At 66.6% G+C, this 18,621-nt stretch carries 20 protein-coding genes and 1 tRNA gene; 10 read left to right on the forward strand and 11 right to left on the reverse strand.

What is annotated here, in order from left to right; translation table 11 throughout:
* Positions 1–103: 103 nt before the first annotated feature.
* From BLT78_RS12260 to BLT78_RS12270, 3 genes are read left to right on the forward strand one after another with little or no spacing between them, the layout of a single operon-like run.
* Positions 104–661, forward strand: coding sequence for a Tll0287-like domain-containing protein (locus BLT78_RS12260; RefSeq protein WP_090349243.1), 558 nt, complete (start codon positions 104–106; stop codon positions 659–661).
* Entirely contained in the window at positions 654–920 is a 267-nt protein-coding gene (locus tag BLT78_RS12265; RefSeq protein ID WP_090349244.1) for a metal-sensing transcriptional repressor, read from the forward strand. The genes BLT78_RS12260 and BLT78_RS12265 overlap by 8 nt, the downstream gene beginning before the upstream one ends.
* 59 nt (positions 921–979) lie before the next feature.
* Entirely contained in the window at positions 980–1,213 is a 234-nt protein-coding gene (locus BLT78_RS12270; RefSeq protein ID WP_090349245.1) for a YheU family protein, read from the forward strand.
* Between the two features lie 18 nt (positions 1,214–1,231).
* On the opposite strand, the gene BLT78_RS12275 is transcribed toward BLT78_RS12270, so the two are convergent.
* From BLT78_RS12275 to BLT78_RS12285, 3 genes are all read right to left on the reverse strand, one after another.
* Complete coding sequence (locus BLT78_RS12275) at positions 1,232–1,660, reverse strand: hypothetical protein (RefSeq protein ID WP_090349246.1); 429 nt, start codon at positions 1,658–1,660, stop codon at positions 1,232–1,234.
* Positions 1,661–1,814: 154 nt separating this feature from the next.
* Positions 1,815–3,473: a cation acetate symporter gene (locus tag BLT78_RS12280; protein ID WP_090349247.1), complete on the reverse strand. Its 1,659-nt coding sequence runs from the start codon at positions 3,471–3,473 to the stop codon at positions 1,815–1,817.
* A complete protein-coding gene (locus BLT78_RS12285; RefSeq protein WP_090349248.1) occupies positions 3,473–3,787 on the reverse strand; it encodes a DUF485 domain-containing protein in 315 nt (104 codons plus the stop codon). The genes BLT78_RS12280 and BLT78_RS12285 overlap by 1 nt, the downstream gene beginning before the upstream one ends.
* Before the next feature lie 272 nt (positions 3,788–4,059).
* Here BLT78_RS12285 and BLT78_RS12290 point away from each other — a divergent pair, with 272 nt between their 5' ends.
* From BLT78_RS12290 to BLT78_RS12300, 3 genes are all read left to right on the forward strand, one after another.
* Positions 4,060–4,284 carry a DUF2061 domain-containing protein gene (locus BLT78_RS12290; protein WP_090349249.1) on the forward strand — a complete coding sequence of 75 codons (225 nt, stop codon included), beginning with the start codon at positions 4,060–4,062 and terminating at the stop codon, positions 4,282–4,284.
* 109 nt (positions 4,285–4,393) lie between these two features.
* Positions 4,394–5,980: a glycoside hydrolase family 17 protein gene (locus BLT78_RS12295; protein ID WP_090349250.1), complete on the forward strand. Its 1,587-nt coding sequence runs from the start codon at positions 4,394–4,396 to the stop codon at positions 5,978–5,980.
* Between the two features lie 157 nt (positions 5,981–6,137).
* The gene (locus BLT78_RS12300) at positions 6,138–7,325 is read left to right on the forward strand and encodes a YbfB/YjiJ family MFS transporter (RefSeq protein ID WP_090349251.1); all 1,188 of its coding nucleotides are present in this window, start codon (positions 6,138–6,140) and stop codon (positions 7,323–7,325) included.
* A gap of 74 nt (positions 7,326–7,399) precedes the next feature.
* Here the strand turns inward: BLT78_RS12300 and BLT78_RS12305 are convergent, their stop codons facing one another.
* Together BLT78_RS12305 and BLT78_RS12310 are read right to left on the reverse strand one after the other, a co-directional pair.
* Entirely contained in the window at positions 7,400–8,014 is a 615-nt protein-coding gene (locus tag BLT78_RS12305) for an outer membrane beta-barrel protein (protein ID WP_090349252.1), read from the reverse strand.
* A 374-nt stretch (positions 8,015–8,388) separates the two neighbouring features.
* Positions 8,389–9,435 (reverse strand): extracellular solute-binding protein, encoded by a 1,047-nt coding sequence (locus BLT78_RS12310; RefSeq protein WP_157719541.1) that lies wholly within the window; start codon positions 9,433–9,435, stop codon positions 8,389–8,391.
* A gap of 660 nt (positions 9,436–10,095) precedes the next feature.
* Between BLT78_RS12310 and BLT78_RS12315 the strand changes: the two genes are divergently transcribed.
* Entirely contained in the window at positions 10,096–11,349 is a 1,254-nt protein-coding gene (locus BLT78_RS12315) for a sensor domain-containing diguanylate cyclase (RefSeq protein WP_231975624.1), read from the forward strand.
* 268 nt (positions 11,350–11,617) lie between these two features.
* On the opposite strand, the gene BLT78_RS12320 is transcribed toward BLT78_RS12315, so the two are convergent.
* The 4 genes from BLT78_RS12320 to dapA all read right to left on the reverse strand — a co-directional run bounded on the left by BLT78_RS12320 (position 11,618) and on the right by dapA (position 14,372).
* Positions 11,618–11,707 (reverse strand) — tRNA-Ser (locus BLT78_RS12320).
* Between the two features lie 97 nt (positions 11,708–11,804).
* Complete coding sequence (locus BLT78_RS12325) at positions 11,805–12,680, reverse strand: phosphoribosylaminoimidazolesuccinocarboxamide synthase (RefSeq protein WP_090349255.1); 876 nt, start codon at positions 12,678–12,680, stop codon at positions 11,805–11,807.
* Between the two features lie 85 nt (positions 12,681–12,765).
* On the reverse strand, positions 12,766–13,476 hold the full coding sequence (gene bamC / locus BLT78_RS12330; protein WP_090349256.1) for an outer membrane protein assembly factor BamC: 711 nt from the start codon (positions 13,474–13,476) through the stop codon (positions 12,766–12,768).
* 17 nt (positions 13,477–13,493) lie between these two features.
* The gene (gene dapA / locus BLT78_RS12335) at positions 13,494–14,372 is read right to left on the reverse strand and encodes a 4-hydroxy-tetrahydrodipicolinate synthase (RefSeq protein ID WP_090349257.1); all 879 of its coding nucleotides are present in this window, start codon (positions 14,370–14,372) and stop codon (positions 13,494–13,496) included.
* A gap of 169 nt (positions 14,373–14,541) precedes the next feature.
* Here dapA and BLT78_RS12340 point away from each other — a divergent pair, with 169 nt between their 5' ends.
* Together BLT78_RS12340 and BLT78_RS12345 are read left to right on the forward strand one after the other, a co-directional pair.
* Complete coding sequence (locus BLT78_RS12340; protein ID WP_090349258.1) at positions 14,542–15,099, forward strand: glycine cleavage system protein R; 558 nt, start codon at positions 14,542–14,544, stop codon at positions 15,097–15,099.
* Positions 15,100–15,123: 24 nt separating this feature from the next.
* Complete coding sequence (locus BLT78_RS12345; protein WP_090349259.1) at positions 15,124–15,597, forward strand: peroxiredoxin; 474 nt, start codon at positions 15,124–15,126, stop codon at positions 15,595–15,597.
* Positions 15,598–15,618: 21 nt separating this feature from the next.
* On the opposite strand, the gene BLT78_RS12350 is transcribed toward BLT78_RS12345, so the two are convergent.
* Positions 15,619–15,870 carry a sulfurtransferase TusA family protein gene (locus tag BLT78_RS12350; protein WP_090349260.1) on the reverse strand — a complete coding sequence of 84 codons (252 nt, stop codon included), beginning with the start codon at positions 15,868–15,870 and terminating at the stop codon, positions 15,619–15,621.
* A 107-nt stretch (positions 15,871–15,977) separates the two neighbouring features.
* On the opposite strand from BLT78_RS12350, the gene BLT78_RS12355 reads away from it, so the two are divergent.
* Positions 15,978–17,408: a M48 family metalloprotease gene (locus BLT78_RS12355; RefSeq protein WP_090349261.1), complete on the forward strand. Its 1,431-nt coding sequence runs from the start codon at positions 15,978–15,980 to the stop codon at positions 17,406–17,408.
* A 58-nt stretch (positions 17,409–17,466) separates the two neighbouring features.
* Here the strand turns inward: BLT78_RS12355 and nadA are convergent, their stop codons facing one another.
* Positions 17,467–18,525 (reverse strand): quinolinate synthase NadA, encoded by a 1,059-nt coding sequence (nadA, locus tag BLT78_RS12360; protein WP_090349262.1) that lies wholly within the window; start codon positions 18,523–18,525, stop codon positions 17,467–17,469.
* Positions 18,526–18,621 lie beyond the last annotated feature (96 nt).

Genomic DNA, 18,621 nt, shown 5'->3' on the forward strand with positions numbered 1-18,621 from the left:
CCGCGAAGCCGCACGTCGCAGCTGGCGGATCGGCGTATTGCATTTGCGCGGGCCGCTCAAGATACTCCAGGGGGTACCCAGGAAGCCCACACAGGAGTCCCCCATGCGCATCGCCACCCTTGCCCTGCTGATCGCCTTCGCCAGTCAGGCCAACGCCGCCGACAGCCAGCAGCTCGCCGCCGAGGGCGCCGCCCTGATCCCGCCGTTCCAGCAGCAGCTGCTGGCCACCGTCAAGGCCGCCATGCAGGAAGGCGGGCCGGCCAAGGCCGTCGAGGCCTGCCAGCTGCTGGCTCCGCAGATCACCGCCCAGCACAGCCAGGCCCCCTGGAAAGTCGGGCGCACGGCGCTTAAGCTGCGCAATCCGAACAACGCGCCGGATGCCTGGGAACGCCAGGTGCTGGAGCAGTTCGCCGCCCGCGCCGCCGCCGGCGAGCCGGTCGCCGACCTCAAGCATGCCGAAGTCGTCGATGGCGAGTTCCGTCTGATGAAGGCCATTCCCACCGGCGAGCCCTGCCTGGCCTGCCATGGCCAGAACATCAAGCCCGAGCTGGCCGCGGTGATCGACCAACGCTATCCGCAGGATCAGGCCCGCGGCTTCGCTCTCGGCGAACTGCGTGGCGCCTTCACCCTGCGTCGCCCCCTGGAAACCCGGAATGAGTGAAACCCGCCAGAACCATCAGGACGCCATGCTCAAGCGTCTGGCCCGCATCGAGGGCCAGATACGCGGCCTGCAGGCGATGATTCGCCGCGGCGAGGACTGCGAGGCCGTCGCCCAGCAGTTCGCCGCGGCGCGCAAGGCCCTCGACCGCGCCTACCAGGAGCTGCTCGCCTGCCTGCTGGAGGAGGCGGTCCTCGACCCCGAGCAGGACAGCAGCGCTACCCTGGCACGGGTGCGCAGCATCTTCACCAAGTACACTTGAGGCATGGAAACTGACGGCAGCACGGACGCTGCGGTGTCCGATGACCTGCCGAGATAGCCATGCTGATTCCCCACGACCTGCTCGAAGCCGATACCCTGACCCGCCTGATCGAGGACTTCGTCACCCGCGACGGCACCGACAACGGCGACGAGACCCCACTGCACACCCGCGTCGAGCGGGTCCGCCACGCCCTCGCCCGCAACGAGGCGGTCATCGTCTTCGATCCCGACAGCCAGCAGTGCCAGCTGGCGCTGCGCCGCGACGTGCCGGCGGAGTGGCTGGCCAGCGACTGAAGCCCCTGCGCGCGGACTTCAGCCGCGCAAACCGCCCTCGTGCTCCCAGGCGCAGCGCATGCGCAGCACCCCTTCGCCGGGGTGATGGCAGCCCTGCTCGCTTTCCCAGCGGAAGGTATGGAAGCCGCGCAGCTCGGTGTCCAGGTGCACCACCGCGCTGGACCAGTACAGCCGCCCAAGCAAGGTCTCGAACTGCCTGAGCCAGGCGGCCCACTCGTACTCCACCGCGCGGTAGCTGGCACCGAAATGGATCACCTGGGTCTGGTACAGGCCATCGCCCGGGAAGCGGCAGAAGGAGAACATCTGCCGGCTGAGCAGCGACAGCGCGCCGATCTCCGGCAGCTCGTCCAGCACCCGCCGATTGTGCTGGCGCCGCGCGCGGTGCTCCTGCGGATCCCCCGAGGGGCAGTCGCGGATGCAGCCATAGACGATGGATTCCGGATCCACTCCGACACTCTCCTGAAAACAGGCCCGCCTTCTATCACAGCGACCGACCGCTGGAAAGGAACTGCTCGCCAGTCTGCCCCGGGCAGTCCGCGCACAAACGAAAAGGGGGCAGCCCGCAGGCTGCCCCCTTTCCGGTCACCGGATCCCGGATTGCTTAGTGCGCTACGGCACCAGTGGCACCCAGACCGGTCTGCGAACGCACGAACTGCGGGAAGAAGCGCTCGCGCTCTTCGGCAGCCGACTTCGAACGGTCGGTGATCGAGAAGAACCACAGACCAGCGAAGGAGGCGATCATGGCGAACAGCGCCGGGTACTTGTACGGGAAGATGGCTTCCTTGAAGTGCAGGACGTCGACCCACACGGTCGGGCTGAGGATGGTCAGCAGCAGGGCAGTGATCAGGCCCAGCGCACCGCCGATCAGGGCACCGCGGGTGGTCAGGTTCTTCCAGTACATGGAGAGGAACAGGATCGGGAAGTTGCAGCTGGCAGCCACGGAGAAGGCCAGACCCACCATGAAGGCGATGTTCTGGTTCTCGAAGGCGATACCCAGCAGGATGGCCAGCACACCCAGAGCCAGAGTGGTGCGCTTGGTCACTTTCATTTCCTGCTCTTCGGTGGCCTTGCCCTGCTTGATCACGCAAGCGTACAGGTCGTGGGCCACGGCGGAGGCGCCAGCCAGAGCCAGACCGGCAACCACGGCCAGAATGGTGGCGAAGGCGACCGCGGAGATGAAGCCGAGGAACAGGTTGCCGCCCACAGCCTTGGCCAGGTGGATGGCGACCATGTTGGTGCCGCCGACGATGGCGCCGGTAGCGTCCTTGAACTCCGCGTTGGTGCTGACCAGCAGGATCGCGCCGAAGCCGATGATGAAGGTCAGGATGTAGAAGTAGCCGATGAAGCCGGTAGCGTAGAACACGCTCTTGCGCGCTTCCTTGGCGTCGGACACGGTGAAGAAGCGCATCAGGATGTGCGGCAGACCAGCGGTACCGAACATCAGGGCCAGGCCCAGGGAGATCGCGGAGATCGGGTCGGAAACCAGACCGCCGGGAGCCATGATGGCTTCTTTCTTGGCGTGCAGGGCGACGGCATCGGTGAACAGCTTGCTGAAGTCGAAACCGACCGAGACCAGAACCATCAGGGCCATGAAGCTGGCGCCGGAGAGCAGCAGCACCGCCTTGATGATCTGCACCCAGGTGGTGGCCAGCATGCCGCCGAACATCACGTAGCAGACCATCAGCACGCCCACCAGGACCACCGCCACCATGTAGTCGAGACCGAACAGCAGCTGGATCAGCTTGCCGGCACCGACCATCTGGGCGATCAGGTAGAAGGCCACCACGACCAGCGAGCCGAAGGCCGACAGGACGCGGATCGGAGTCTGGCCGAGGCGATAAGAGGCCACGTCGGAGAAGGTGAACTTGCCCAGGTTGCGCAGGCGCTCGGCCATCAGGAACAGGATCAGCGGCCAGCCGACCAGGAAGCCGATGGAGTAGATCAGGCCGTCGAAGCCGCTGGTGAACACCAGGGCGGAAATACCCAGGAAGGACGCCGCGGACATGTAGTCACCGGCGATCGCCAGGCCGTTCTGGAAACCGGTGATGCTGCCGCCGGCGGTGTAGTAGTCGGCGGTGGAGGTGTTGCGCTTGGCTGCCCACTTGGTGATGCCCATGGTGAACACGATGAACACCACGAACATGATGATGGCGGTCCAGTTGGTCGCCTGCTTCTGTACTTCGCCAGTCAGGGCTTCGCCCGCCAGCAGCATCGGGGATGCTGCCATCAGCGCGGCAGCGGTCAGGAAACGAGAGATCATTATTTCTGGGCCTCGTTGAGGATTTCCTGGGTGATACGGTCGAACTCGCCGTTGGCACGCTGCACATAGATGCCGGTCAGGATGAAGGACAGGAAGATCAGGCCCAGCCCCGCCGGGATACCCCAGGTAATGATGCTGCCTTCGCTCAGGGGGGTGCCCAGGAGCTTGGGATCGAACGCGATCACGAGGATGAACGCATAGTAGGCAACCAGCATGATGATGGCCAAAAGCCAGGCGAAACGCCCGCGCTTGGCCACCAACTCCTGGAAGCGTGGGTTGGCATAGATCTGCCGATACACGTTTTCATTGTTCATTGTTGGTCTCCACGTCAGTCGAGCCCCCCGAGGGCGGCATGGGGCGCTACTTTAGGGCCCCATCAGGTGAACGCCAGACGACTTTAGTCGTGCCTGAAAGCCTTGATCTTGAGCGCTCGCGGCCTTGACAGAAAAAAATGGTGACAATTCGACCTTTGATTGAGATCACCTATTCGAGCTATCGAAGGCGGTTATTTCCCTCCTGCGGGTGCGTGGCCCATGCTTGCTCTCAAGCGATAACCACTCTCATCCCGCAAGCGAGGAGACGGGCCATGCTCAAGACCATGACCTTCACCCTGATGCATTTCTGCATCGCCTTCAGCGTGGCCTACGCCCTGACCGGCAGCGTGACCGTCGGCGGCCTGCTGGCCATCGTGGAGCCGCTGTGCAATTCGGTCGGCTTCTTCCTGCACGAGAAGGCCTGGCAACGCGTCGAGCGCCGGCAGCCGAACGCTCGGGGCGCTGCGCGTCGGGGCTGGCAGCACCGGCACGCCTGAGTACGATAGCCCCATCCTGGCGGCGCCTCGTTACAGAACATGCGCGCCTCTGGCGTGCCGACCAGACCCTCTTTAATATCCGCGGCTTCGCCTACCGACCCGTGCCGCCATGAACGCCCCAACGCGCTCCCTGCCACTCTATTTTCTGCTCCTCCTGCTCACCCTGCTCGCCCTGGCCGGCCTCTGGTACGGTCTCGGCCGCGAACAGGCCCTGCCCGACCCGCAACTGGCCGACGGCAAGCTGCAATGCGCCTCCTACAGCCCGTTCGACCATGACCAGTCGCCCTTCAACAAGCCGCTGAACATCCGCCGCGAGCGTGTCGAGGCCGACGTCGCCCTGCTCGCCCAACGCTTCAACTGCCTGCGGACCTACTCGGTCACCGGACTCGACTACCTGCCCGACCTGGCGCGCCAGCATGGCATCAAGCTGATGATCGGCGCCTGGGTCAGCCGCGCGCCCAAGGCGACCCGCCGCGAGATCGAGCGGGTGATCCGCATGGCCAATGCCCACCCGGACGTGGTGAGTGCGGTGATCGTCGGCAACGAGGCCCTGCTGCGCCGGGAAATCACCGCCAAACGGCTGGCCGCGCTGATCGAGGAAGTGAAGGCGCGGGTCGAGCAGCCGGTGACCTATGCCGATGTCTGGGAGTTCTGGCTGCGCCATCCGGAAGTGGCGCCGGCCGTGGATTTCCTCACCATCCATCTGCTGCCCTACTGGGAAGACGACCCCACCGGCATCGATGCCGCCCTGGCCCAGGTCCGGCGCGTGCATGACGAGTTCGTGGCGAAGTATGCCCCCAAGCCGGTGTTCATCGGCGAAACCGGCTGGCCGAGCGAAGGCCGCCAGCGCGAGGATGCCGTGCCCAGCCGGGTCAACGAGGCGCGCTTCATCCGCGGCGTGATCGACATGGCCGAGCAGAATGGCTGGCAGTACAACCTGATCGAGGCCTTCGACCAGCCGTGGAAACGCATCAGCGAAGGCACCGTCGGCGGCTACTGGGGGCTGTTCGACGCCCAGCGCAACGACAAGGGCGTGCTGGCCGGCCCGGTATCCAACCTGCCCGACTGGCCGCGCTGGCTCGGCCTGAGCGCCCTGCTGCTGGCCGCCGGCCTGCTGCTGGGGGGCGCGCCGCGCGATGCGCGCAGCAGCTGGCAGCTGCCCCTGGCTGCCGGCATCGCCGCCGCCAGCCTGGCGCTGTGGACGCTGCAACTGCAGCTCGACAGCCGGCATGCCGGCGAATGGCTGTGGTTCGGCGCCCTGCTGCTGCTGAGCCTGCTCAGCGCCGCGCGCGGTCTGCTGCACCTCAACCCGCCGAGCGCCGGCTGGCGCGCGCCTGTCGCGGCCTGGCTGGACAGTCGCGCCACCACCCTGCTGGTGGCCACCGCCCTGGCCGGCGCCTGGCTGATGATGGCCCAGGTGTTCGATCCCCGCTATCGCAGCTTCCCGACCTTCGCCATGCTCCTGCCGGCGCTGAGCTTCTTCCTCTGGCCGGCACGCGGGCCGCGCGACGAACTGGGCCTGCTCGCGGTACTGATCGGCATCGGCCTGCCGATCATGCTCTGGCAGGAAACCCTGCTCAATCTCCAGGCACTCGGCTGGGGGCTGGTCAGCCTGCTGCTGGTCGTGGTGCTGTGGCGCAGCCGCCAGCCGGCCAAGCAGACGGCCGCGCTGCCCGGCGAGCAGCAGGTCGCCTGAAGCCACGCGCCGGCGCCTGACCTGCCCCCCTCGCGCGGGCGGACGCATCGTCGGCCCGTCCATCAAAGGGCGTATTGCCTGAGCGTTCGGCAGCTGCCTAAGCTGCTCGCTCATCAGAAGAAGAGGTCGTCACCAGGCGACCCGCAAGGAACGCCCCATGTCCGCCATTCGCCCTGCCCTGCTGCCGGTGCTGCTCGCCGGTGCCGTGCTGCTGCTGACCGTCCATGCCCTCGGCCGCTTCTTCTACACGCCGTTGCTGCCCTGGCTGGTGGAGGATGGCCTGCTGTCCCTCAAACAGGGCGCCGACATCGCCAGCTGGAACTACCTCGGATACCTGATCGGCGCGCTGCTGGCGATTCGCTGGCACAGCATCGCGCAGATCCGCCGCAGCCTGCCCTGGGGACTGGCGCTGCACCTGCTCTCCACCCTGCTGCAGACCCAGGCCGCCGATGCCGACAGCCTGGCCGCGCTGCGCCTGATCAACGGCATCGGCAACGGCCTGGTGTTCGTTCAGGCCCCGGCACTGATTCTCGAATGGCTGGCTCGCCACAACAGCGCCAGTGCCAGCGGCCTGGTCTACCTCGGCGTCGGCGCCGGTCTGCTGCTGTCCAGCGCCCTGGTCGGGCTCAGCGCCGACTGGCTGCACGGCCCGGCACGCTGGTGGCCGGCGGCACTGCTCAGCCTGCCACTGGCCTGGTGGGGGTGGCGGCAGCTGGCGCGCTTGGACACAGCGCAATCCACTCCGCCCAAGGACACCCGTGCCCCCGGCGGGCGCCTGCTGCAGCGCAGCAGCATGCCGCTGTTTCTCTCCTACACCGGCGCCGGCATGGGCTATATCCTGCCGATGACCTTCCTGCCGATGCTCGCCCGCCTGCAGGTCGAGCCCGGCAGCTTCCTGATCAGCGGCAGCTGGCTGGTCGTGGCCCTGGCCACCCTGGTCGGCCCCTGGCTGTGGAATCGGCTGGGCGCACTGCTCGGCGACAAGCGCGCCCTGCAGATCAACTATCTGGTGCAACTGACGGGCGTGCTGGCGGCCCTGCTGCTGCCCGGCGCCAGCGGCATCCTGATCTGCGCTCTGCTGGTCGGCGGCACCTTTCTCGGCACGGTGCTGCTGACCCAACGGCTCGGCCGCAGCCTGCAACCGCACCAGGGACCGCGCATCTCCGCGGCGCTGATCGCCCTCTACAGCGTCACCCAACTGGCCGGCCCCTGGCTCACCAGCCAGTGGCTGGGCATGGGCGGCAGCCTGCACAGCGCCTTCTGGCTGGGCGCGGGGGCACTGCTGTGGGGACTGGCATGGACCTTCGCGACACCGGCTTCGCGGCCGGTGCCACCAAGGCCATGACGGAAAAAACCGAAGGGAAACCGAGCATCCGGACGGACGCCGGCCCATCAGGCCTCCGCCCGCACGCTTGAGTCTCAGAGGATGTCGTAGCGCAGGCCGAGCGACCAGAAGTCGATATCGGCATCGTCGCCGCCCAGGTCTTCGCCAACGTCCATGTAGCGCTCGAACTCGGCGACCACGCTGAACTGCGGGGCGAACTGCCAGGCAGCACCGACCGCCCAGGAACCCACGGTGTCGCTCTCGTCGTCGTCGGCCACGGCAACACCATTGAACTTGACCGAGGCGTCGCTTTCCAGCTGATGCCAGCCGGCCTTGGCGTAGAGGCTCAGGCCATAGTCGAACGGCAGACGGCCGACCAGGTTGCCGCCGAAGCCACTGATCTCCACATCGGCCTTGAGACTGTTCACGCCGTCAGAGGCCTTCAAGGTGTACTCGCCCAAATCGACCCAGGTGCCCTCGATGGCGAAGTAGCGGTTCAGCTGCAGGCCCAGGCCGAGCTTGTAGGCGGTATCCTCGTCATCCACCGAGGATGCTATCCCCGGACCGAACAGCTCGTCGTCCTGGTCGATCTCAGCCTGACCGACATTGCCGAACAGATAGACCCCGACCGAATCGTACTGGGCCAGCGCTGGCAGACTGGCAGCGGCAAACAGCAAGGCGGCCGCGACGCGGGAAGTTGCATGACGCATGAGATCTCTCCTGACTCCGGTGACAGGCCATGACCACCGGCCCTGCACGCCGCGCAGCCACGCCCGTTGATCCACGAGTCGAACGCCCTGGCCAGGCACCCGCCCGCCAGGCGACTCGTCCAACTACCGCATAGCCAAGCCTAGACCGCAGCGCACAACCTGCAATACCGGTTGAGATCCGCGCGACAAGCGTATGTCCGACATGGGGAAGCATGCTCCGCGAATGCCAGGCTGGCCCACCCGCCAGCAAACGACTCCTGCACCGCAACGGCTATCGACAGCCGGCCATGCGGGCCAGCCCCGCCGGAAGCGCCAAGCCCCTGATCGCTCAGGGCCCTGGCATGCAGGGAGCGACGACTCGCCGCGACCGTGCGTCAGTCCTTCTGCAACTGCGGCCAGAGTTCGCCGACCAGCTTTTCCACCTCGGGCTTGGGCTGCACGAAGCCGAACATCCCGGCGTTCAGCTGGGCAGCATGGAAGTCCTCGCCGCTGGTCTCGAGCAGTTGTCGGGCCCGGGTATTGGGCGTCTGGTAGTGGGTCACCCGGGCGATCTGCGCGGCGACTTCCGGACGCAGCATGTAGCGGATGAAGGCCTTGGCCTCCTCCACATGCTGCGCCGACTTGGGAATGGCGAGGATATCGACGAATACCAGGGTGCCCTCCTCCGGCACCAGATACTTCACCGGTTGCCCATTGGCCGCGGCCCCCAGGGCATCCCCGACCCAGGCCATGCTCACGCAGGTCTTGCCGGCATTGAGGTCTTCGATGTAACGCTCGCTGTCGACGTAGCGATAGCTCCGGCGCAGCTCGGTCAGCTCGTCGAACAGGCGCTGGGCATAGCCGGCGCTGATGCCATCCAGACTGCGCCCGCGGTAGTTGGCCAGCAGGCTGATCACGTCGTTGGGCGAGTCGAGCAGGGTGACGCCGCAGCCGGACAGCTTGCGTACCAGCGTTTTGTCGAACACCAGCCCCCAGGTGTTCGGTACCGGCCCGCCCAGCGCCGCTTCGACCTGGGGCACGTTGACCGCCAGGCCGATGCTGCCCCACAGATAGGGTACGCCGTAACTCCGTCCCGGGTCGGCAGCGCCCAGGCGACGCACGATCAGCGGCTCCATCGCCTCGTAGCCGGGCAGTTCGGCGGCAGCGAAGGGCTGCAGAAGCCCCTCGCCGACCAGCTTGCCGAAGTTGTCGGAAGACGGCACCACAACATCCAGCGCCTCCCCCTGCTTCAGCAGCTCGTAGACCTCACGGTCATCCTCGTAGGTGCGGTAGTTGACCTTGATGCCGGTTTCCTGGGTGAAGGCTTCCAGCGCCTGCGGATCGATATAGTCGTTCCAGTTGGCGACATTCAGCGTTTGCCCATGCGCGGCCGAAAGCGAGAACGCCAGTAGCGGCGCAGCGAGCCATTTGTTCTTGTACAAGAGAGAAGCTTCCATTCTGCGTTGAGATGGTCCTGATCGCGACCAGAGCCCTCCCCCGGAAGCTAGGCACAGCCCGCGATCATCCCTGGATATGCACGATACTGCCATGCCAATCCGGCGCGCATGATAGCCGCAAACTTTGTCGGTTTTTTTGCTGCGCCACCCGATTGGCGACGATCGGAAGAGCGCCGACAGAACCATGGTCGCTCCCCCGAAAGGCCAGACGCGGAAGCCGGCGCGGAGATGCCGGGCGAACCAGGGGGGGCATGCCCACACGACCAGCCCGGCAGTGGCCAGCCGGACGCTCTTCGGGCCGCCGCGGCTTCCGTCCCTGCGATCGCGGGCAGGCCGCCGCGGTGCCGCCGAAAGAGCACACGACAAGTGCGTCGTGAAACACGCCACGCCCCGCAAATCTGTGTTTCAATGCACAGAATTCGACACCTGCTGCCAGCGACGCTCCCGCGTCCCGGGTTTGTGCAGATCCGGGAGCCTTCGCGGCACGCATGATCGCTTGAGTTACTTGCCGCGCCGGCGGAGCGACATCACTCCGCCAGCGCAGAGCGCCTATCCGACTCGCCAAGTTGACGGATGCTCATGGACCACACGGACAATCCTCCGCACGCGAAGACCGACGCAGCAGCGCTCGCTGTCTCTCCATCCGTGCCCCTGGACGCTCACGACACCCTGTTCCAACTGGCCCTCGAGCAGTCGTTCAATTCGGTATTGCTGACCGACGCGGAGCCCGGCCCGCACGGACCGCGGATCCTATATGCCAATCCGGCGTTCTGCCGCATGACCGGGTACCAGGCCGAGGAACTGATCGGCAGGACCCCACGCCTGCTGCAAGGGCCGCAAACCAGTCCGGACGTCCTGCGGGAACTGAGCGCCTGCCTGCGCGATGGCCGCTACTTCCAGGGCTCGACCGTCAACTATCGCAAGGATGGCAGCCCCTACACGGTCGAATGGAACATCTCGCCGGTACGCGACAAGGCCGGCGCCGTCACCCATTTCATCTCGGTGCAGCAGGACGTCAGCGATCTGGTCGCCGCTCAGCGCTCGGCGCAACTGCTCGCCAACGCACTGAACGTGGCGCAGGATGCGATCTTCATCACCAGCGCCAGCGGGGTGATCGAATTCGTCAACCAGGGGTTCGAGATGGTCACCGGCTATAGCGGCGCCGAGGCCCTGGGGCGCACCCCGGCCCTGCTCAGGTCGGGCGAGCATGGCGAGGACTTCTATCAGCGGCTGTGGCACAGCCTGCGTTCCGGCCAGTCCTTTCGCGCCACGGTGAGCAACCGCCACAAGGACGGCCACCTCATCCACTGCGAGGAAACCATCACCCCCGTGCATGACCGCCATGGCGCGGTGACCCACTTCGTCTGCATCGCCAAGGATCTCACGACGCGCATCCAGGCCGAACGAGAGCTGCGCGAGCAGGCCATGCTCGACGTCCTGACCGGCCTGCTCAACAGGCGTGCGGGCGAACTGGAGCTCGAGAAGGCCTACCTGGCGAGCTACGAAGGCGACACGCCGTTCTGCGTGATGCTCGCCGACGTCGACCACTTCAAGGCCATCAACGACACTTGGGGACATTCGGCAGGCGATGCGATTCTCCAGAACGTCGCCCGCCTGCTGGGCGCCAGCGTCCGCGCCACCGACAGCGTGGTGCGCTGGGGCGGCGAAGAGTTCCTGATCGTGCTGCCCTACTGCGAACTGTCGGCAGCCGAGAAGCGGGCCGAGCACATCCGCGTCAGCATGGAGAGGATGCGGCAGCCGGAGGCCGGCCGCGTCACGCTATCCATCGGCGCGGCCCAGGTGGAGGACAACGAAACCCTGGCGGGACTGATCAACCGTGCGGACAAGGCCCTCTACCGGGCCAAGAAGGCCGGCCGCAACCGGGTCTGCTGCGCCTGACGGCCGCCTGCTCCAGCGGCAGGAGGCCACGCGAAACGCCAGCGCCCGGGGATGCCGGGCGAGGTGGCATGCGTCAGCCCGTGAACAATCTGCTCCAGCGCCCGGGCTCAAGCACTGCGGGCCATCCCCGCGCTTGGCGCTGCAGCTCATCCGCTGGCCGCAGCAGGGGCCATCCCGCGCGAGCACACTCAGCAGCAGGCCGAGATAGGCGGCTTTGACGCCCCCAGAAACGCCAAAGCCCCGGAGTTCCGGGGCTTTGGCTGGGATATGGCGGAGAGATAGGGATTTGAACCCTAGGTACCCTTGCGGATACAACGGATTTCGAATCCGTCCCGTTCGACCACTCCGGCATCTCTCCGAACAGGCGCGCATCATAGCAGCTCGGATCCGTTTGGCGAAGCCCCTGACGAGGATTTTTTCGCGTCGAATCAGTCGCTTGCGCGCCGGTACAGAACTCAGACAGCCGACGTCAGGCGGATCAGCGCCTCGCGGTACTTGTCGGCGGTCTTCTGCGCCACCTCGGCCGGCACGGCCGGCGCCGGCGGCTGCTTGTTCCAGCCGGTGGACTCCAGCCAGTCGCGCACGAACTGTTTGTCGAAGCTCGGCGGGTTGCTGCCTTCGGCGTAACTGTCGGCCGGCCAGAAGCGGCTGGAGTCCGGGGTCAGCGCCTCGTCCATCAGGGTCAGGGTGCCGTCCTCGTCGAGACCGAACTCGAACTTGGTGTCGGCGATGATGATGCCGCGGCTCGCCGCGTACTCGACCGCCGCACTGTACAGGGCGATGGCGGTGTCGCGCACCTTGGCCGCCAGCTCGGCGCCGACGATCTCCTCGCAACGGACGAAGGAGATGTTCTCGTCATGGTCGCCCACGGCGGCCTTGGTCGAGGGCGTGAAGATCGGCTGCGGCAGCTTGGAGGCTTCCTTCAGCCCTGCCGGCAGGGCGATGCCGCAGACGGTGCCGCTCTTCTGGTACTCCTTCCAGCCGGAGCCAACCAGGTAGCCGCGCACGATGGCCTCTACCGGCACCGGCTTGAGGCGCTTGGCCACCACCGCACGGCCTTCCACCAGCGGCAGCTCCTCGGCCGCCACCACGTCCTCGACCTTGTCGCCGGTGAAGTGATTGGGCACCACGTCCTTGAGCTTGTCGAACCAGAAGTTGGAGATGGCGGTGAGGATCTTGCCCTTCTCCGGAATCGGCTCGTCGAGGATGACGTCGAAGGCCGACAGACGATCGGTGGCCACCATCAGCATGCGCTTGTCGTCGATTTCGTAGAGGTCGCGAACCTTGCCCGAGTAGATCTTCTTCAGGCTCAGGGTGGTGGGAGTGGTCATAGCGGCTTTTCCGTATCTGGCAAACAAAACAGGCGAAACCCGGGGGTTTCGCCTATCGCTGGGAGTGGCTGGGGCGCAGGTCCGCTCAGCCGAGGTGGTCCTGGATCAACTCCAGCACGCGGCGCGCGACGTCGGCCGGCGCCACCGTCTCGATGTTCTTGTCGACCGAGATCTGCACGCTGTCACCGACGGCGGTCAGGCGCACCTGATAGCGCTCGGCGCGAGCCTCGACCTCCTCGGCATCCGGCTTGCCCCCCAGCAGACGGGAGAAGAAACCGGGCTCTTCTTCCGGCTTCTGCGCCGCCTCGGCGAGGTTGATGTAGTACACGCCCAGGCTGCGGTTCATGTCGTCGACGCGCACGTCGGCGTCCTGCAGGGCGCGGCCGACCGCCGACCAGGCACGGTCGAAGTCGGAAGTCAGGGTCAGCACCGGGTTGCCGCTGCCGTCGCTGTCCAGGCTGATGCGCTCGGGGGCATCGAAGCTGCGCTCGGAGAGCAGCGATACGCTGCCGCCCGCTTCGGCGCGGCCTACGTCGCCGGCTAGCAGCTTCTGCGGACGGGGTACTTCGTACTCACTGTCGGCCGCGGGGGTCGCCACCGCTGCCGGAACCGGCAGCAGCGGTTCGATGCGCCGCGCCTCGACATCCGCCGGCAGCTGCATCGGCGCCGTCTCGCGGGCGGTCAGATAGTCGCCGCTGCGATCACGGAAATACCCCTCTTCACCCCACAGCCAGCCGCATCCGCTGCTGGTGGCGAGGGTCAGGGCGAGCACGGAAAGTCCGGCCAGTCGCTTCATGCGTAATTCTCCGTCGATCAGGCCAGCACGCCGGACTGGCGCATGGCCTCACGCAGCGGCTCCTGGCAGCCCTGGCTGAGCCAGGTCAGCGGCAGGCGAATGCCTTCGGGGATGAGGCCCATCTCGTGCAGGGCGAACTTCACCGGGATCGGGTTGGCTTCGCAGAACAGCGCCTTGTGCAACGGCATCAGGCGATCGTTGATGGCCCGGGCCGAGTCGGCCTCGCCACGCATGGCCAGGGCGCACAGCTCGCTCATCGCGCGCGGGGCGACGTTGGCGGTCACCGAGATGTTGCCCTTGGCGCCCATCAGCATCAGCTCGACCGCGGTGGCGTCGTCACCGGAGTAGACCAGGAAGCCGGAGGCGACCTTGTCCAGCACTTCCTTGCCGCGAATCAGATCACCGGTGGCTTCCTTGACGCCGATGATGTTCGGCACTTCGGAAAGGCGGGCGATGGTGTCGGCGAGCATGTCGCAGGCGGTACGACCCGGCACGTTGTAGAGGATCTGCGGGATGGCCACCGACTCGGCGATCTTGCGATGGTGCAGGTACAGGCCTTCCTGGGTCGGCTTGTTGTAGTACGGGGTCACCAGCAGGCAGGCATCGGCGCCGGCCTCCTTGGCAGAAGCGGTCAGCTCGATGGCCTCGCGGGTGGAGTTGGCACCGGTACCGGCGATGACCGGAATGCGCCCGGCAACCTGCTTGACCACATGGCGGATGACCGACACGTGCTCTTCGACGTCGAGGGTCGCGGACTCACCCGTGGTGCCGACCGCGACTATGGCGTTGGTGCCTTCACGGAGATGAAAATCGACCAGCTGGGTCAGGCTGTCCCAATCCAGACGGCCTTCTGCATCCATGGGCGTGACCAGTGCCACCATACTGCCCGCAATCATGCAACCACTCCTGCCGCTATATAAAGAAAGGCGTAATGGTACTGTTGCCACCGACCTTGCACAAGCTGGCGCCCGCCGCCCGGGCATTCCCTCGGTCGGCGCTTTTCGCTACCCTTCCCGGCTTTGCCGGCAAGTCTCTGCCGCCACCTATTTGCACCAGGAATCCTGCATGTCGACCCTTCCACCCCGTGAACAGTTTCTCGTGATCAGCGCCCTGGGCACCTCGCCCATGGAGCTCACCAGCGTACTCTGTCGCGCCGCCCAGGAAAGCCGCTGCAACGTGATCAGCAGCCGCCTGACCCGTCATGGCGAATACAGCGCCCTGATCCTGCAGGTTTCCGGAAGCTGGGACGCCCTCGCCCGCCTCGAGGCCGGCCTGGCACCGCTGGCCAAGCGCCACAAGTTCAGCCTCAACGTGATCCGCAGCGGCGCCGCCGAGGAGCGTCCCAACGCCCTGCCCTACGTGGTCTACGTCAGCGCCGCCTACCGCCCGGACATCCTCGGCGAGCTGTGCCAGTTCTTCAGCGACCATCGCGTCGAACTGGAAAACCTCACCTGCGACACCTACCAGGCGCCGCAGACCGGCACCCTGCTGCTCAACGCCACCATCACCGTGACCCTGCCGCCGGGCACCCAGATCAGCTGGCTGCGCGACCAGTTCCTCGACTTCGCCGACGCCCTCAATCTCGACGCCCTGATCGAGCCCTGGCGCCCGCAGAACCCGTAAGACCCGCCCCACAAGGAGTCCATCATGCCGGTAGCCATCGATTCGCCTGTCGCCGACTTCCAGGTCCAGGCCACCAGTGGCCAGCAGGTCACCCTCAGCGCCCTGCGCGGCCAGCAGGTGGTGCTGTACTTCTACCCCAAGGACAGCACCCCCGGCTGCACCACCGAGGGCCAGAACTTCCGCGACCTGCACGGTGAGTTCGCCGCCGCCAACACGCTGATCTTCGGCGTATCGCGCGACGGCCTGAAGTCGCACGAGAACTTCAAGTGCAAGCAGGCCTTCCCCTTCGAGCTGATTTCCGACGCCGACGAGCAGCTGTGCCAGCTGTTCGACGTGATCAAGCTGAAGAAGCTGTATGGCAAGGAATACCTGGGCATCGACCGCAGCACCTTCCTGATCGACAAGGACGGCGTGCTGCGCCAGGAATGGCGTGGAGTGAAGGTGCCGGGCCACGTCGAGGCCGTGCTGGACGCCGCCCGCGCGCTCAACGCCGGCTGACCCGGCCCGAGGCCGGCCGCTTCAGGCCTTGCGCAGCCAGTAGCGGAAGCAGCCGGCCTCCTCCTCCTCGCGCAGCAGCTCATGGCCGGCCAGACGGGCGAAGGCGCGAAAATCGCGCTGCGAGCCGGCATCGGTAGCGATCACCTTGAGCACCGCGCCGCTGGGCAGCCGGTTGAGCTCCAGCTTGGCCTTGAGCAGCGGCAGCGGGCAGCTCAACCCGCTGGCATCCAGTTCGGCGTCATGCACCGGCGGCAGCGCGGCAGTATCGGTCATCGTCAGTCTCCGGCAAATGTCGCGCAGCATACCCAAGCCGGTGCGCGACTGGCCAGCCGAGCCCGCCAGCGGCTAGAGTAGACCTCCCGCCGTCACGAGCCCCAGCGATGAAGATCCTGCGCCCCACCCTGCTGACCCTGGCCTGCCTGCTCGCCGCGCCGGCCTTCGCCGACGACCTGCCCGAACTCGGCGACGCCAGCTCCTCGATCGTCTCCCCCGATCAGGAATACCAGCTCGGTCGTGCCTGGCTCAACGTGCTGCGCGGCCAGGTGAAGAGCCTGCCCGATCCGCAGCTCGAGGACTTCATCGAGAGCAGCGTCTATCGCCTGGCGGAAACCAGTCAGCTGCAGGACCGCCGCCTGGTCTTCGTCCTTCTCGACAGCCCGCAGCTCAATGCCTTCGCGGCCCCCGGCGGGGTCATCGGCGTGAATGCCGGCCTGTTCCTGCACGCCCAGACCGAGGCCGAGTACGCCTCGGTGCTCGCCCACGAACTGGCCCACCTGTCGCAGCGCCACTTCGCCCGCGGCCTCGAGGAGCAGAAGCGCATGCAGGTGCCGCTGATGGCAGCCATGCTCGCCGGCGTGGTCGCTGCCGCCGCGGGCGCCGGCGACGCCGGCATCGCCGCCATCGCCTCCAGCCAGGCGGCGGCCATCCAGGCACAGCGCAGCTTCTCGCGGCAGAACGAACAGGAGGCCGACCGCATCGGCATCCTCAACCTGCAGCAGGCAGGCTACGACCCGCAGGCCATGCCCAGCATGTTCGAACGACTGATGCGCCAGTACCGCTACAGCCGCGTGCCGCCGGAGTTCCTGCTGACCCACCCGCTGAGCGAGTCGCGGGTGGCCGACACCCGCAACCGCGCCGCGCAGTTCAGCGGCGGCAACACCGACAGCCTGCGCTATCAGCTGATGCGCGCACGCGTGCAACTGACCTACGAGAGCTCCCCCGGCCTGGCCGCCAAGCGCTTCCGCGCCCTGCTCGACGAGAACCCGCGCCTGGATGCCGCGCGCTACGGCCTGGCGCTGGCGTACATCAAGAGCGGCCAGTTGCCGAACGCCGCTACCACCCTGCAACCGCTGCTGGCCCAGGCACCCAACGACGTCACCTACAACCTCGCGCAGATCGAACTGGACATCGCCGGCAACCAGCTGGACGCCGCCGACCAGCGCCTGCAACGCCTGCTCGGTCTCTACCCCGGCAACTACCCGGCCCGCCAGCTGCGCAGCGAGCTGCTGATCAAGCAGGGCCGACCGGCGGAAGCGGAGAAGCTGCTCGACGCCCTGCTCAAGGAGCGTCCGCGCGATGCCGAGCTGTGGCGCCAGCAGGCGGAAACCCGCGGCCTGTCCGGCAACATCATCGGCGTGCACCAAGCGCGCGCCGAGTACTTCGCCCTGACCGGCGACTACAAGCAGGCCCTGGAGCAGCTCGACTTCGCCCGCCGCCGCGCCAGCAGCAACTTCCAGCTGGCCGCACGCATCGACGCCCGCTACGGCGAACTGAAGGAAGAGCAGCGCATGGTCGAAAGCCTGCTCAGATGACCCCGAAATGCACAAGGCCCGGCGATGACCGGGCCTTGTGCTCTCTCTGGCGGCCGCCTCAGGCGTTGCCACCCTGCCGCAGGCGCGCCGCCTGGGTGAAGTCGAGCATGCGCTTGAGCGGCTTGACCGCCTTGGGGATCAACGCCGCGTCGACGTGGATCTCGTTGCTGCCCTGACGCAGGCAGTCGAGAGTGCGCTCCAGGGTGTTCATCGCCATCCACGGGCAATGCGCGCAGCTGCGGCAGGTCGCGCCCTGACCGGCGGTCGGCGCCTCGATGAACGATTTGCCCGGACACAGCTGCTGCATCTTGTAGAGGATGCCGCGATCGGTGGCGACGATGAAGATCTGGTTGGGCAGGGTCTGCGCCGCCTTGATCAGCTGGCTGGTGGAGCCCACCGCGTCGGCCAGCTCGACCACCGACTCCGGCGACTCCGGGTGCACCAGCACCGCCGCCTCCGGATACAGCGCCTTGAGGTCCTGCAGCTGCTTGGCCTTGAACTCCTCGTGGACGATGCACGCGCCTTCCCAGAGCAGCATGTCGGCGCCGGTCTCGCGCTGGATGTAGCGGCCGAGGTGCTGGTCCGGCGCCCAGAGGATCTTCTCGCCGTTGTCCATCAGACTCTCGACGATCTCCAGCGCGCAGCTGGAAGTCACCACCCAGTCGGCCCGCGCCTTCACCGCCGCCGAGGTGTTGGCGTAGACCACCACGGTGCGCTCGGGGTGCTGGTCGCAGAACGCCGAGAACTCCTCGACCGGGCAACCGAGATCCAGCGAGCAGGTCGCTTCCAGGGTCGGCATCAGGATGCGCTTTTCCGGATTGAGGATCTTCGCCGTCTCGCCCATGAAGCGCACGCCGGCGACCACGATGGTCGAGGCCGGGTGCTGACTGCCGAAGCGGGCCATCTCCAGCGAATCGGCCACGCAGCCGCCGGTTTCCTCGGCCAGCGCCTGGAGGATCGGATCGGTGTAGTAGTGGGCGACCAGCACGGCGTCGCGCGCCTTGAGCTCGGCGGCGATGGCCTGGCGGTAATCGGCGATCTCCTGCGCGGTCAGCGCACGCGGCTGCTTGGCATCCAGATGGGCCTGCACCAGGAGTCGTTCGGAAATCTGCGTCATGTTCGCTGCACCTGAAGGTTAGGGTGCGGGAACCGGAGTATACACCCGTTCCAGAGCACCAGACGGGATAACAAGCGGGAGGTGGAACGGGGAAAC

Source organism: Pseudomonas oryzae (assembly GCF_900104805.1).
Classification (GTDB): Bacteria; Pseudomonadota; Gammaproteobacteria; order Pseudomonadales; family Pseudomonadaceae; genus Geopseudomonas; species Geopseudomonas oryzae.

Excerpts from the sequence above, each read along its gene's own strand:
- BLT78_RS12340 (WP_090349258.1), top strand. The coding sequence starts at position 14,542 with ATGTCGACCCTTCCACCCCGTGAACAGTTTCTCGTGATCAGCGCCCTG.
- BLT78_RS12270 (WP_090349245.1), top strand. The coding sequence starts at position 980 with ATGCTGATTCCCCACGACCTGCTCGAAGCCGATACCCTGACCCGCCTG.
- BLT78_RS12345 (WP_090349259.1), top strand. The coding sequence starts at position 15,124 with ATGCCGGTAGCCATCGATTCGCCTGTCGCCGACTTCCAGGTCCAGGCC.
- BLT78_RS12290 (WP_090349249.1), top strand. The coding sequence starts at position 4,060 with ATGCTCAAGACCATGACCTTCACCCTGATGCATTTCTGCATCGCCTTC.
- BLT78_RS12265 (WP_090349244.1), top strand. The coding sequence starts at position 654 with ATGAGTGAAACCCGCCAGAACCATCAGGACGCCATGCTCAAGCGTCTG.
- BLT78_RS12260 (WP_090349243.1), top strand. The coding sequence starts at position 104 with ATGCGCATCGCCACCCTTGCCCTGCTGATCGCCTTCGCCAGTCAGGCC.
- BLT78_RS12295 (WP_090349250.1), top strand. The coding sequence starts at position 4,394 with ATGAACGCCCCAACGCGCTCCCTGCCACTCTATTTTCTGCTCCTCCTG.
- BLT78_RS12300 (WP_090349251.1), top strand. The coding sequence starts at position 6,138 with ATGTCCGCCATTCGCCCTGCCCTGCTGCCGGTGCTGCTCGCCGGTGCC.
- nadA (WP_090349262.1), bottom strand. The coding sequence starts at position 18,525 with ATGACGCAGATTTCCGAACGACTCCTGGTGCAGGCCCATCTGGATGCC.
- BLT78_RS12305 (WP_090349252.1), bottom strand. The coding sequence starts at position 8,014 with ATGCGTCATGCAACTTCCCGCGTCGCGGCCGCCTTGCTGTTTGCCGCT.
- BLT78_RS12325 (WP_090349255.1), bottom strand. The coding sequence starts at position 12,680 with ATGACCACTCCCACCACCCTGAGCCTGAAGAAGATCTACTCGGGCAAG.
- BLT78_RS12280 (WP_090349247.1), bottom strand. The coding sequence starts at position 3,473 with ATGATCTCTCGTTTCCTGACCGCTGCCGCGCTGATGGCAGCATCCCCG.
- BLT78_RS12355 (WP_090349261.1), top strand. The coding sequence starts at position 15,978 with ATGAAGATCCTGCGCCCCACCCTGCTGACCCTGGCCTGCCTGCTCGCC.
- bamC (WP_090349256.1), bottom strand. The coding sequence starts at position 13,476 with ATGAAGCGACTGGCCGGACTTTCCGTGCTCGCCCTGACCCTCGCCACC.
- BLT78_RS12285 (WP_090349248.1), bottom strand. The coding sequence starts at position 3,787 with ATGAACAATGAAAACGTGTATCGGCAGATCTATGCCAACCCACGCTTC.
- BLT78_RS12350 (WP_090349260.1), bottom strand. The coding sequence starts at position 15,870 with ATGACCGATACTGCCGCGCTGCCGCCGGTGCATGACGCCGAACTGGAT.
- dapA (WP_090349257.1), bottom strand. The coding sequence starts at position 14,372 with ATGATTGCGGGCAGTATGGTGGCACTGGTCACGCCCATGGATGCAGAA.